This window comes from Parazoarcus communis (assembly GCF_003111665.1).
GTDB lineage: Bacteria > Pseudomonadota > Gammaproteobacteria > Burkholderiales > Rhodocyclaceae > Parazoarcus > Parazoarcus communis_B.
The window spans coordinates 1,298,099-1,311,553 of record NZ_CP022188.1; the positions used below are offsets into that span (position 1 = coordinate 1,298,099).

Consider the following 13,455-nt stretch of genomic DNA (forward strand, 5'->3'; position numbering starts at 1 on the left):
CCGGTTCAGGCGAGGACCTGGCCGTGCTCGCGGGTGGCATGGAAGCCGACCTTCGGCCACTTTTCCATGGTCACTGCGAGGTTGTAGCGGCTGGTGGCGAGATAGACCATGTTGCCATCCACATCCTTGCCCAGACGCAGTGCCTGCTCGTATTCGAAATTGCGTCGGGTAAGGTCGTCGGGGAAGGTCAGCCAGCGCGCGGTGTGAATGTCGGCGGACTCGAAAATCGCATCGACCTTGTATTCATCCTTCAGGCGCTGGGCCACCACCTCGAACTGCAGCTGTCCGACGGCGCCGAGCAGCATCTGCCCGCCTTCCTGTTCGAACACCTGGATGGCGCCTTCTTCGCCAAGCTCCTGCAGGCCTTTCTGCAACTGCTTGGACTTGAGCGGATCGCGCAGGCGTGCGGCACGGAACATTTCCGGCGAAAAATACGGAATGCCCTTGAAGCCGAGGATTTCGCCTTCGGTCAGGGTGTCGCCGATCTGCAGCTGGCCGTGGTTGTGAATGCCGATGATGTCGCCGGCCACGCCATCGTCCTTGAGCACGCGCTCGTTGGCCATGAAGGTCAGCGCGTTGGCCAGCTTCATGTCACGCCCTGCCCGCACGTGCTTCACCTTCATGCCCGAGCTGTAGCGCCCGGAGCAGATGCGGAAGAAGGCGATGCGGTCGCGGTGCTTCGGGTCCATGTTGGCCTGGATCTTGAACACGAAGCCGGAGAACGGTGCCTCGGCCGGTTCCACCCGACGCTTGCCGGCGTCACGCGGCTGAGGTGGCGGGGCCCAGTCGATCAGGGCCTGCAGGATCTCCTGTACGCCGAAGTTGTTGATACCCGAGCCGAAGAACACCGGGCTCTGACGCCCGGCAAGGAACTCCTCGAGTTCGAACGGGGGCGAGGCATCGTTGAGCAGTTCGACGTCGTCGCGGACCTGCTTGATTTCCATCGGAAACAGCTCGTCGAGCAGCGGGTTGTTGATGTCCTTGATGACTTCGGCGTCGCTGCGTTTTTCCTCGCCGGAGGTAAAGCGCAGCACGGCATCGTTGAGCAGGTGATAGACGCCGCGGAAGGCCTTGCCCATGCCGATCGGCCAGCTCACCGGTGCGCACTGGATCTTGAGCACTTCCTCGATTTCCGACAGCAGTTCGAAGGGCTCGCGCACCTCGCGGTCCATCTTGTTCACGAAGGTGATGATTGGCGTGTTGCGCAGGCGGCAGACGTCGAGCAGCTTGATGGTCTGCGCTTCCACACCCTTGGCAGCGTCGATCACCATCACTGCGGCATCGACGGCGGTCAGCACGCGATAGGTGTCTTCGGAGAAGTCTTCGTGGCCCGGAGTGTCGAGCAGGTTGATCGTGTTGCCCTGGTACTCGAACTGCATCACCGAGCTGGTGACCGAGATGCCCCGCTGCTTCTCGACTTCCATCCAGTCGGAGGTGGCATGGCGGGCCGATTTGCGCGCCTTCACCGTGCCGGCGAGCTGAATTGCGCCGCCGAACAGCAGCAGCTTTTCGGTCAGCGTGGTCTTGCCGGCGTCGGGGTGGGAAATGATGGCGAAGGTGCGGCGCTTCTGGACATCGCGCAGCAGTTCGGGCGGGAAAGGGGTATCGGCCATGGGAGATCCGCAAAAAACAAAGCCGCCGGCCCGATGGGGCGAGGCGGGAACAGGCACGATTCTACCAAGGAACCGGGCCCGATCGTGGCGATCGGCACAGCCCGGATGAAGCGACAGGGCCTGCAGCGCGGCGGCGTGCTTGCACGCCTGCGGTCACAGGTCCTGTCGTGGTCAGGCGGATTTCTTCGTCGCGCGCTTGCGTGGCGCCGGCTTCGCCGCAGCAGCTTCGCCGTCCTCGTCCGTCTTCTTGGTACTGGCTTTGGTGGCGGCGGTCTTGCTCGCTGCGGTCTTGGCTGCGCCGGCTTTCGGTGCCTTGGCCTCGAACTCGAAGCCGACCTTGCCGTCCTTGCCGCGTACCAGGTAAGCCGAAAACTTGCGTCGTGTGCGCGCGGAGACGAAGCCCTTGAGCAATTCGGTCTTGCCCTCGGTCAGCAGCTTGCTCATCTGCTCGCGTTCGATCGGCTGCTGCAGGATGACCTTGCCCGAGCGGAAATCGCAGCTCTTGCCTGGCCCCACGGATTTCTCGCAGACATAGGCCATGCCATGTTCGAACACCCGCGCCTGACATTTCGGGCAGCTGCCGAGGCTTTCCTGAGCGGAAAAGTCGACCGGTTCGGCCTCTTCGCCTTCCTTGGGCTGACCAAAGTCGAAAGTCGGCTGCTTGTCTTCGTTGAGCACGATGTCGGCGTTGAATAGCCGGCCCATCTTGTTGCGGAAGCCGAGCAGCGGGCCGACCTTGCCTTCGCGTAGCAAGGTCTCGATCTCGTTGTACTCAAACTGGCGGCCGGCAACGATCTTCCACGTGCTCCAGTCGCAGGACTGGCAGGCGAACTTCTTGTAGTTCTCCTTCACCACCCCACCACATTTCGGGCACGGCGTGCTCAGGGTGACGAAATCGCCCGGTACGGTATCGGACTCGAAGCTCTTTGCGCGATCGACGACTTCGCGCGTCATCTCGGCGATCTCGTTCATGAAGGCTTCGCGCGACAGCTCGCCGCGCTCCATGCGCGACAGCTTGTGCTCCCAACCGCCGGTCAGCTCCGGCGAGGTCAGCGCAGACACGCCGAGGCCCTTGAGCAGCGTGATCAGCGAGAACGCCTTCGCGCTCGGGATCAGTTCGCGCCCGTCGCGATGGATGTACTGCTCGGCGATCAGACCTTCGATGATCTGTGCCCGCGTGGCTGGCGTACCGAGGCCGCGGTCGGCCATGGCGGCGCGCAGCTCTTCGTCGTCGACCATCTTGCCCGCGCCTTCCATCGCCGAGAGCAGCGTCGCTTCGTTGAAGCGTGCTGGCGGCTTGGTCTGCAGCGCCTTGACCAGCAGGTCCTCGGTGGACACCGTCTCGTTCGGCTGCACCGCAACCAGCTGGGCGCCGCCGCCTTCCTTGCTGTCCTTGCCGCCTTCGTCCGACGTGCCTTCCTTGCCATACACGGCAAGCCAGCCTGCGTTCACCAGCACCTTGCCCTCGGTCTTGAAGGCTTCGCCCTCGACCCGGGTGATGCGGGTGGTGATCTGGTACTCGGCTGCGGGGTAGAACACCGCCAGGAAGCGGCGGGTAACCAGGTCGTAAATCTTCTGCTCGGCTTCCGACAGCGACTTCGGTGCAGCGCCGGTGGGGATGATCGCGAAGTGGTCGGAAATCTTGGCGTTGTTGAAGATGCGCTTGTTCGGCTTGACCCAGCCCTTCTTCGCAATTTCGTTGGCGAAGGGAGCGTATTCGATCGGCAGCCCCTTCATCACCTCAGGTACGGTGCCGACATAGTCTTCCGGCAGCGCACGTGCATCGGTACGCGGGTAGGTCAGGACCTTGTGCTTCTCGTACAGTGCCTGGGCGATCTGCAGCGTGACCCGGGCCGAGAAGCCGAAGCGGCCGTTGGCCTCGCGCTGCAGACTGGTAAGGTCGAACAGCATCGGTGACATCTGGCTGGAAGGCTTGGCCTCCTCGCTGACCTGTCCCGGCTTGCCTTCGCACTTGGCGCGAATGGCTTCGGCACTTGCCGCGTCCCACAGGCGATGCGCGTTGGCGTGTTCGTCGCCCTCGACTTTCTTGAACTTCTCGTCGAGCCAGCGCCCGGTGTACTCGCCCGCCTTGCAGCCGAACGTGGCTTCAAGTTCCCAGTAATCGCGCGGCTTGAACTTGCGGATGCGGTCTTCGCGCTCGACGACGATGGCCAGCGTGGGGGTCTGCACCCGGCCGACCGTGGTGAGGTGAAAGCCACCGGTCTTGGAGTTGAACGCGGTCATCGCACGCGTGCCGTTGATGCCGATCAGCCAGTCGCTTTCGGCGCGGCAGATCGCGGCATTGCGCAGACCTTCGACGTCGCGGGCGGCGCGCAGGTTGGCAAAACCGTCGCGGATCGAGGTGGCGGTCATCGACTGCAGCCACAGGCGCTGCATTGGCTTGCCGGTGCCGGCATGCTGGGCGATGAAGTTGAAAATGAGCTCGCCTTCGCGTCCCGCGTCACATGCGTTGATCAGGCCGGTGACGTCCTTGCGCTTGATCAGCCGCGTCAGCAGCTTGAGCCGATCCTCGGTCTTCTCGATCGGCTTGATGGCGAAGTGCGGCGGGATGACGGGAAGGTGGGCAAAGGTCCACTTGCCGCGCTTGACTTCGTATTCCTCCGGCACGGCGAGTTCAAGAAGATGACCCACGGCCGACGACAATACGTAGTCATCGGACTCGAAGTAGTCCTTCTCCTTGGTAAAGCCGCCCAGCGCACGGGCGATATCCTGCGCAACGGAGGGTTTTTCCGCGATGATTAGTTGCTTGCTCATGCCGGCTTGGCCGCTGCGGAGCACCCCGATGGGCGTCCGTCCGATAGGTTGTAGAGCGGCGGATGATAAAGAGCCCGCCGGATGACTTGCAAGGGCGCCGAGTCCGCTCCGGACTCAGTGGAAGACTGGCTGATACTCTTCATCGTCGCCCGATAGCAGTTCGTCGATGATGAGACCATCCACAGGTTGTTCCTGTTGCCACAGAACCATCAGCACGATGACCTTGAGCCGGTTCAACGTGATGTTGAAGTCGCCCAGTGCCATCGCACGCTCGACAATCAGCTCGCGCTTGCTGGCGTCGAGTACGCCAGCGGCTTCGAGAAACGCGATGAAGCCACGACATTCCGGGCTGAGCTGAGCGTGTTCTTCTTCGGCATAAATCCGGATCGAACCCGCGCTCGGCGGCGTGCATGGCTGGCTGGTTTCGGCGACGCGGCGCAGACCGGCGAGCCAGTCGAGCGCCTCATTGATTTCTTCGTCTTCGAACCCGGCGGCCGAGAGCTTGCGGGCAAGCTGATCGGACGCGGGGCAGGCGTCGGCGTGAATATAGCTTTCGAAGAGGTATACAAGAACGTCGAACATGATGACCTCCCGGAATGAGCTTGACGGTTCAACAGGCCGCACAACGCGGCACTCGCGAACGTCGGGTACTAGTCCCGAACGGGCGCTCCCTCTTTATGGAGGCGCTGGAACCGGTTGCCTGGCAGGCGAACGAGCACGGCCTCCAGTTCCATGGGCAGCAGGATGGCGTACAGCGCATCGACCGTCAAGCCGCAACGGAGCGCGAGGGTGTCGATATCCATGGCCTCGTCACCCAGGGCCGCGAGCAGTTTCGAGGCCTCGGGCGTGAGCGGCAATTCTGGCTGAGAGGGGGCGGTCAGGGGCGCTGACGCGGCTTTTCGGCGTGATCGTGTGCGGGCGGGCGGCAGCGTACTCACCCGTCCCCGCAACTCCTCCAGTACGTCCTCGGCCGTCTCGACCAGCTTCGCTCCTTCCCGGATCAGGCGATGGCAGCCGCGCGCCAGGGGCGAGTGGATCGAGCCGGGGATGGCAAACACTTCGCGTCCGATCTCGGTTGCGAGTCTTGCGGTGATCAGCGAACCGCTGCCGATTGCGGCTTCAACCACCAGCACGCCGTGACTCAGTCCGGCGATCAGGCGGTTTCGACGCGGGAAGTTGTGTCGCAAGGGCGGGGTGCCGAGGGCAAACTCGCTGACGATGGCACCGCTGGCAGCGATCTCACGCGCAAGCGCGGCATTGCCGGCGGGATAGATGCGGTCGGCGCCGGTACCGATGACCGCGACTGTGCTGCCCTCGCCGCTCGAGAGCGCCCCCCGGTGGGCTGCCGCATCGATACCGAGGGCCAGGCCACTGATGATGGTGAGTTGCGCTTCGCTCAGGCTGCGGGCAAAGGCTTCCGCGTTTGCCACGCCTTGGGCGGTGGATGAACGCGCACCGACAATGGCTAGCCCTGGACGGTTGAGCAGTGCCGGATCGCCCTTCACGTAAAGCACGATGGGGGGATCGGCGGTGTCGAGGAGTGCCTGCGGATAGGCGCTGTCGGCCAGCGTGAGGATGTGATTGCCGGCTTCTGCGGACCACGCCAGCGCAGCATCGACTGCGGTGCGCTCGCACGGGGCCAGGAGCAGATCGGCGCCCTCGCCCCCGATCACCGCTGCAATCGAACTGCGGCTGTGCGCGAAGATCCCTGATGGGAGGCCGAATGCGGCCAGCAGCTTGCGCTGGCGCTCGGGGCCCAGGCCGGGCACCAGCGCCAGTCTCAGCCAGGCGGCCAGCTCTGCGCTGTCCGCCGTTAGAGCGTTTGCGGTCAGGGTTTGCGAGCGCTGTCAGCGATTGAAACGTGTCCGTCCGAATCCATCACCAGAGCGTAGGAAACACGATCGAAGGTGCGGAACACGAACACCAGGCCATAGCGCTTCTCGGGAAGCTGATAGGTTTCCTTGACACCTTCTTCCTTGTATTCGGCAATGCCCCGGTTGCGATACAGGGCCAGCACGTGACCGCGTTCAAGGCCGTCACGCTCACCGACGTTGAGGGAGACCACGTTGAGCTTGCCGGTTTCAGCCACGCCGCGGTAAATCGACATGACGCGACCGTCGACAGGATTCTCCGGCGCGTGCGGTACAAAGGAGAACACGCTCGGGCGCTCGCTCGGGAGCATCAGGTCGCCGACGCCGATCTCCTCGACCGAGTCCACGATCTCGAGGGTGACCGGATCGCTGCGCTCGGTGACGCGCGCAGCGCCCAGATAGGCCGCCTCGTAGGCGATGATCTCACCGGTGATGGGATCATTCAGCGGCGTGACCGGGCGGAAGATCTGCCATACATCCGCATCGGCGCTGACGTTCTTGGCAAAGACCGTGTCGCCTTGGCCGGTGAATACGCGGTTGGTTTCAGTCGCGATGATGGTGGCCGCGCCTTGCAAACGGGCTTCGTCCACGACGAGCGGCTTGTTCAGGAAGGGCTCGATCGCGTTCAGCGGAATGCTGGGCAGTTCGTTGCCGAATGTTTCCTCGTAGATCTGCGGAAGGCGCTTGTCGATCCCCAGGCGCTTGCCGATGCTGAGCCATGGGCCGCTGCGATCGAGATGCACGATCTGGCCCGGGTAGATCAGATGCGGATTGCGGATCTGGTCGCGGTTCATGCGCCAGACTTCCGGCCAGCGCCACGGCTGCTTGAGGAAGCGTCCGGAAATGCCCCACAGGGTGTCGCCCTTGACGACGGTGTAGGAGTCCGGCGCATCGTCTGCAATCTCTGCGCCCTGGGCGGCCGCAGTGTTGCTGACAAGGGTCGCAATGCAGACGATGAGAGGGAATATAATTCGTATCATTGCTCGCTTCCGGTTGATGCGGGTCGGCACGAGCCGGCCCGGAACGCAAATGGCCGGCGAGCGTCGAAGAAGACATACCCCAATACGACGTCAGGCGCAGCACATGGTCATTCATGTCAAAGCGCTTGAAATTCTGCACTTAAAGGCTTATCGCGGCAAGCATTTATGGCTCTACTACCAATACTCCGTTTCCCTGATCCCCGTCTGCATACGCGCGCGACCGAAGTTGCCGTTGTGGACGATTCCATTCGCCAGTTGGTCAAGGACATGGCTGAAACCATGTACGAGGCACCCGGCATCGGACTGGCGGCAACCCAGGTCGATGTTCACAAGCGCGTCGTGGTGATCGACATCAGTGAAGACCAGACCGGGCTGATGGCATTGATCAATGCTGAAATCATCGAGCGCAGCGGCGAGCAGATATGTGAAGAGGGCTGCCTGTCGGTCCCGGGCATCTACGAGAAGGTGACGCGTGCTGAGCGCGTCCGGGTGAAGGCGCTCAACGAAAAGGGCGAAGCCTTCGAGCTCGAGGCCGAAGGACTGCTGGCCGTCTGCATCCAGCACGAACTGGATCACCTCGAAGGCAAGGTATTCGTCGAATACCTGTCGCAGCTCAAGCTGGGCCGGATCAAGAGCCGCCTAGCCAAGAAAGCCCGAATCACCGCCTGAGCGCGGACTGCCAGAGAACCCGATGACGACGACCCCTCCCTTGCGCGTGGCCTTTGCAGGCACGCCGGATTTCGCAGCGCGCGCGCTCGAAGCGATTATCGACGCCGGCTTCGAAGTGCCGCTGGTCCTCACCCAGCCCGACCGCCCTGCAGGGCGCGGCATGAAGCTCACGCCCAGCGCGGTCAAGCAGGTCGCGCTGAAGCACGGCATCGATGTTGATCAGCCCGAGCGTCTGCGCACGGCAGAGCAGCGTGCCCGCCTTGCCGAGTGCACGCCGGACGTGCTGGTGGTCGCCGCCTACGGCCTGATCCTGCCGCCCGAGGTCCTGCAGTTGCCACGTCTGGGCTGTCTCAACATCCACGCATCCCTGTTGCCGCGCTGGCGTGGGGCGGCGCCGATCCATCGCGCGATTGAGGCGGGTGACGCCGAGACCGGCATCACCATCATGCAGATGGACGAAGGGCTCGATACCGGGCCGATGCTGATGCGGCACGTGCTGCCGATTGCCGCGGACGACACCACCGGCAGTCTGCACGACAAGCTCGCGCTGATTGGCGCCGGCGATATTGTCGAGACCCTGCGCCTGCTGCCCGAGGGAGAGCTCCGCGCTCAGGCGCAGCCGCTCGAAGGCGTGACCTACGCCAGCAAGATCAGTCGCACCGATGCGGAAATCGACTGGCTGCGCCCGGCACAGGAGATCGAACGTGCGGTGCGGGCCTTCAACCCTTTCCCGGGAGCGGTGGGACATCTGCGCGACACCCCGATCAAGTTCTGGTCTGCGCACCTCGTCGATGCCGGTGGCGAGCCGGGCACAGTGTTGCGGGCGGACGAAGCCGGCATGGTGATTGCCTGCGGCGAGGCTGCGCTGTGCTTTACGGCCATGCAGCGACCCGGTAGCAGACGCATGGGCGCAGGGGAATTTCTGCGCGGTTTTGCAGTCAATGCGGGTGACAGGTTTACCGTCGGAAATTCGGCAGCTGCTTGATTTTCCGGTAATTGCCTCCATCTATCGCGCAAACCCAACGTTCTTGAGGAACACGATCAATGTTTGGAAACTGGATGAAAACCTCCATCCTGATGGCCGGTATCGTCGCCCTGTTCGGCGTCGTCGGTGGTGCCATCGGGGGCCAGCAGGGCATGCTGATCGCGCTGCTGCTGGGCGGCGGCATGAATCTGTGGGCCTACTGGTTCTCGGACAAGGCGGTGCTCAAGATGTACAACGCCCGTCAGGTCGATGAGAGCTCCTCGCCCTATCTTTACAACATGGTGCGCGATCTGTCGCAGCGCGCCGGCCTGCCCATGCCCAAGGTCTACATCATCGACGAAGACCAGCCCAACGCCTTTGCGACCGGCCGCAATCCGGAGCATGCGGCGGTGGCTGCCACCTCGGGCATCATGCGCATGCTCTCCGAGCGTGAGCTGCGCGGCGTGATGGCGCACGAACTGGCGCACGTGAAGAACCGCGACATCCTGATCTCGACCATCTCTGCCACCGTCGCCGGTGCCATTTCCTCGCTCGCCCAGTTCGGCATGTTCTTCGGCGGTTCGCGTGATGGTGAAAACCGTCCGAACCCGATCGTCTCCATCATCGTCATGCTGATGGCGCCGATTGCGGGCATGCTCATCCAGATGGCGATCAGCCGCACCCGCGAGTTCGGTGCCGATCGTGGTGGTGCCGAAATTTCGGGCGATCCCGATGCCCTGGCCAGCGCGCTGACCAAGATCGACGCTTTCGCCCGCGGCATTCCGATGCACGCTGCCGAGGCACATCCGGAGACTGCGCAGATGATGATCATGAATCCGCTGTCCGGCGGCGGTCTGCGCGGGCTGTTCTCCACCCATCCGGCGACTGAGGAACGCGTCGCCAAGTTGCGCGCGATGCGCTGAGCATCTTTCTGGCTGCCCGTGCGGCGGCGTGATACCGGTCGGGGCAGGTGATCCATTTTCGGATCCCTGCCCCGATTGCTTTGCAATCTCCTAGAATTACGGCTTCGGGCAGGTTTTTGGCCTTCCCGAAGCGGCGGTCTATGTACTGCCATCCAACCGCCTGCCCGCGAGGGCCGGCATAAATGCGTGCCGGCGGCTTCCCGCACCGGTGCAGTAACCGACAAATCGGGAGCAACAACATGTTTTTTCTTGAATACGCCTCCACAAGGCGTGTTTGCGCTCGTGCCGCGCCTGGTGCGAGCCCTCTGAATCCTGCTGCCATTTGCAGCAGACCGCCGGTCCATTCCGAACCGGATCCGCTGCGGTGAAGACTGGCCGCACCGTCGGCCCGGCCTTTCTCGCCAGCCTTGCCTTCGCCCTGTCGCTGCCGTTCGGCGCACAGGCGAACGGGCTTGAGGCCATCGACCAGCTGCCGCCTTTTCCGCCCGCTCTGCGTACGGCACTCGATGGAGTGCGGGGCAAGGCGGTGATGGTCAATTTCTGGGCGAGCTGGTGCGGGCCGTGTCGTGACGAGATGCCGGCCCTGGTCGAGCTCGACGAGGCCGAGCCCGGCATGGTGCTGATCACCGTTGCCGTGGCCGACCGTGCAGCCGATACCCGTCGCTTTCTCGATGATCACCTGCTCGACACGCTCGTCGTGATCGCCGATCACGATCAGGCGATCTCCCGCCAGTGGGGTGTGCGCACCATCCCCACCACCTATGTGCTCAACACGTCGCACCAGCCCCGGCTGCGCGTGCGCGGCGAAGCCGACTGGCGCGATGCTGCAGTGCGCACCCGCGTGCTCAAGGCTGCCGGCATCGACACACGAATGAACTCCAATTGAATTGAAAGGAAGCACACTGATGAACCGTCGCAATTTTCTCAAGACCACCACGCTTGCCGCCACCCTGGCCATGCCCGGCCTCGCCGCGCAGGCCGCTGTTCCCGCGACCCCGGCTGCGCCGTTTGCGCCCAGCCCCGAGGCCGGCTGGCGCACCTTCGAGCTGACCAGCCGCGTCGAACCTCAGCAGGCGGGTGGCGTGCTGCGCGCATGGGTGCCCCTGCCGTCGGTTGATGCCGCCGAGTGGTTCCGGCCGATGGGCAACCTGTGGCAGGGCAACGCCAGCGTGATGCGGGTGGAGACCGACCCGGTGTACGGTGCTTCCATGCTGTACGCCGAGTGGGCGCCGGAGACGGTCAATCCGCAGCTCGAGATCGTCAGTCGCTTCGCCACCCGTGACCGCGCCACCGATTTCAGCCGCCCGGCTGCCAGCCCGATCAAACTGTCGGCGGCCGAATTCGAGCTCTACACCCGTGCCACCGAACTGCTGCCGACCGATGGCATCGTGCGTGACACCGCGCTTGAGATCACCCGTGGCGCGAGCACCGACGAGGAAAAGGCGCGCGCGATCTACGACTGGGTGGTGGACAACACTTTCCGCAACCCCAAGACCCGTGGCTGCGGTGTCGGCGACATCCGCACCATGCTCGAGACCCGTGACCTGTCGGGCAAGTGTGCCGACCTCAACACCCTCTACGTAGGTCTGGCCCGTGCTGTCGGCCTCCCGTCGCGCGACGTCTACGGCGTGCGCGTGGCCGACTCGCGCTTCGGCTACAAGAGCCTGGGCAAGAGCGGCGATGTATCGAAGGCGCAGCATTGCCGCGCCGAAGTCTTTCTGTCGGGCTTCGGCTGGGTGCCGGTCGACCCGGCAGACGTGCGCAAGGTCGTGCTCGAAGAGCCGCCGGGCAAACTCGCGCTCGACGACGCCAAAGTCGTGGCGGCGCGCAAGCAGCTGTTCGGTGCGTGGGAAACCAACTGGCTGGCCTACAACTTCGGTCATGATGTGAAGCTGCCGGGCAGCACCGGTCCCGTCGTGCCCTTCCTGATGTATCCGCAGGGCGAAAACGCAGCGGGCCGCTTCGACAGCCTCGATCCTGCCGCTTTCCGCTACACCCTGACCTCGCGCGAACTGACCGCAGCCTGACCGCAGCCGGCCAAAGTGCACACGCCGCCGATGTTGCTCGACATCGGCGGCGTTTTTTTCTATCTTATCGTACAATCGTTCAAATAGTCAGGAGACGCGTCATGTCGTTTTACACCCGCAATGCGCTTGGTCTTGCACTGCTGCTGGCGCTGGGTGGCGCTGCATCGATGCCCGCCCTCGCCCAGACTTCGAGCCCGACTCAGGCCACGGAGGCAATGCGTCTGTCCGAGCGCTGGGACGAGAAGCGCGCCGGCGCACTGCTCGAACGCGCGGTCGCTCATGTCGAGGCGAAGGGGCAGGACGCCCTCACTGACTTCAGCCGCCAGGGCAGCTTTGTCGATGGCGATCTCTATGTGTACGCGCTCGCCAACGACGGTCGTTTTCTTGCCAGCGGCGGATCTTCTGCTGCCCTGATCGGCAGCAATGTATCGGAACAGACCGATGCGAGTGGCAAGGCCTTCTTTCGTGAAATCCTCGATCTGGCGGCTGCCAAGGGCGGCGGCCGGGTGGAGTACCGCTGGCTGAATCCGGTGCAGAATCGTGAAGAGCCCAAGGTGACGCTGTTCCGCAAGGTCGGCGATACCATCGTGGCCGTCGGCTTTTATTCGCCACGGGCCACCGCTGCTCAGGCCCGCCATTTGCTCGACCGTGCGGCGGAAGCCCTGGCTGCGGATGCTTCGGTTGCGCTGGCCGAATTTCAGCGCATCGGGGGCAACTTCACGCTGGACGATCTGTACGTGCTGGTGGTGAATATGGAGGACGGACGTTTCCTCGCCCATGGTGCGAGTCCGGCATTGATCGGGCGCAATGGCCACGATCTGCGCGACCCCAAGGGCAAGGCAGTCATTACTGACATGATCAACATTGCGCGCAGGAACGGCGCAGGCGAACTCGATTACGCCTGGCGCAACCCCACCACCGCCAAGGTCGAGAGCAAGCACACCTATTTTCGCGCTGTCGACGGCAAGCTCGTTGGTGTAGGCTATTACACCCGCTGACCGGCGCCACCCACAGAGCCCGGCAGCCCCACCCCTGAAGAGGACATCAACATGAGCACAGTAACTCTGGGCGGCAACGCCATCGACGTGGCCGGCAGTTTCCCGCAGGTCGGCGCTGCTGCGCCCGCATTCAGCCTGACCGCTGCCGATTTGCAGGATGTCGGTCTCGACGCCTTTGCCGGCAAGCGCAAGGTGCTGAACATCGTTCCCAGCCTCGATACCCCGACCTGCGCCACCTCCACGCGCAAGTTCAACGCCGAAGCGGGCAGCCTGGACAACACCGTGGTGCTGGTTGTCTCTGCCGACCTGCCCTTTGCCGCCAAGCGCTTCTGCGTTGCCGAAGGCCTGGACAACGTGCAGACGCTGTCGACCTTCCGCAGCGCAGGTTTCGCTACCGACTACGGCGTCGCCATCACCTCGGGCCCGCTCGCCGGCGTGACCGCGCGTGCAGTCGTGGTGCTGGACGCTGATAACAAGGTGATCCATTCCGAACTCGTGTCCGAGATCAAGAATGAGCCCGACTACGCTGCCGCGCTGGCTGCGCTGAAGTAAGTTCCTGCCGTTCGTTTCGTCCGCCCGCGCGGCGGCGAAACCGAAAAGGGGTGCCATCCGCAGGGAATGGCACCCCTTTTTAC

12 protein-coding genes are annotated in these 13,455 nt (G+C 63.6%); 7 read left to right on the forward strand and 5 right to left on the reverse strand.

Annotation, left to right across the window (positions count from 1 at the left end):
• Nucleotides 1–5: 5 nt before the first annotated feature.
• The 5 genes from CEW87_RS05905 to CEW87_RS05925 all read right to left on the reverse strand — a co-directional run bounded on the left by CEW87_RS05905 (nucleotide 6) and on the right by CEW87_RS05925 (nucleotide 7,239).
• Nucleotides 6–1,613, reverse strand: coding sequence for a peptide chain release factor 3 (locus CEW87_RS05905; protein WP_108971861.1), 1,608 nt, complete (start codon nucleotides 1,611–1,613; stop codon nucleotides 6–8).
• A 171-nt stretch (nucleotides 1,614–1,784) separates the two neighbouring features.
• On the reverse strand, nucleotides 1,785–4,388 hold the full coding sequence (locus CEW87_RS05910; protein ID WP_108971862.1) for a DNA topoisomerase III: 2,604 nt from the start codon (nucleotides 4,386–4,388) through the stop codon (nucleotides 1,785–1,787).
• A gap of 114 nt (nucleotides 4,389–4,502) precedes the next feature.
• Nucleotides 4,503–4,970 carry a DUF494 family protein gene (locus CEW87_RS05915; RefSeq protein WP_108971863.1) on the reverse strand — a complete coding sequence of 156 codons (468 nt, stop codon included), beginning with the start codon at nucleotides 4,968–4,970 and terminating at the stop codon, nucleotides 4,503–4,505.
• 68 nt (nucleotides 4,971–5,038) lie between these two features.
• A complete protein-coding gene (gene dprA / locus CEW87_RS05920; RefSeq protein WP_234421688.1) occupies nucleotides 5,039–6,157 on the reverse strand; it encodes a DNA-processing protein DprA in 1,119 nt (372 codons plus the stop codon).
• 59 nt (nucleotides 6,158–6,216) lie between these two features.
• Nucleotides 6,217–7,239: a LysM peptidoglycan-binding domain-containing protein gene (locus CEW87_RS05925; RefSeq protein ID WP_108971865.1), complete on the reverse strand. Its 1,023-nt coding sequence runs from the start codon at nucleotides 7,237–7,239 to the stop codon at nucleotides 6,217–6,219.
• 165 nt (nucleotides 7,240–7,404) lie between these two features.
• Here CEW87_RS05925 and def point away from each other — a divergent pair, with 165 nt between their 5' ends.
• The 7 genes from def to tpx all read left to right on the forward strand — a co-directional run bounded on the left by def (nucleotide 7,405) and on the right by tpx (nucleotide 13,372).
• A complete protein-coding gene (def, locus tag CEW87_RS05930; protein WP_108971866.1) occupies nucleotides 7,405–7,908 on the forward strand; it encodes a peptide deformylase in 504 nt (167 codons plus the stop codon).
• Between the two features lie 22 nt (nucleotides 7,909–7,930).
• On the forward strand, nucleotides 7,931–8,893 hold the full coding sequence (gene fmt, locus CEW87_RS05935) for a methionyl-tRNA formyltransferase (RefSeq protein ID WP_108971867.1): 963 nt from the start codon (nucleotides 7,931–7,933) through the stop codon (nucleotides 8,891–8,893).
• 59 nt (nucleotides 8,894–8,952) lie between these two features.
• Nucleotides 8,953–9,795, forward strand: coding sequence for a zinc metalloprotease HtpX (gene htpX, locus CEW87_RS05940; RefSeq protein WP_108949997.1), 843 nt, complete (start codon nucleotides 8,953–8,955; stop codon nucleotides 9,793–9,795).
• A gap of 364 nt (nucleotides 9,796–10,159) precedes the next feature.
• Entirely contained in the window at nucleotides 10,160–10,681 is a 522-nt protein-coding gene (locus tag CEW87_RS05945) for a TlpA disulfide reductase family protein (RefSeq protein ID WP_108971868.1), read from the forward strand.
• Nucleotides 10,682–10,700: 19 nt separating this feature from the next.
• Complete coding sequence (locus CEW87_RS05950; protein ID WP_108971869.1) at nucleotides 10,701–11,822, forward strand: transglutaminase-like domain-containing protein; 1,122 nt, start codon at nucleotides 10,701–10,703, stop codon at nucleotides 11,820–11,822.
• Between the two features lie 101 nt (nucleotides 11,823–11,923).
• Nucleotides 11,924–12,820 carry a cache domain-containing protein gene (locus CEW87_RS05955; RefSeq protein WP_108971870.1) on the forward strand — a complete coding sequence of 299 codons (897 nt, stop codon included), beginning with the start codon at nucleotides 11,924–11,926 and terminating at the stop codon, nucleotides 12,818–12,820.
• A gap of 51 nt (nucleotides 12,821–12,871) precedes the next feature.
• Nucleotides 12,872–13,372: a thiol peroxidase gene (tpx, locus tag CEW87_RS05960; protein ID WP_108971871.1), complete on the forward strand. Its 501-nt coding sequence runs from the start codon at nucleotides 12,872–12,874 to the stop codon at nucleotides 13,370–13,372.
• Nucleotides 13,373–13,455 lie beyond the last annotated feature (83 nt).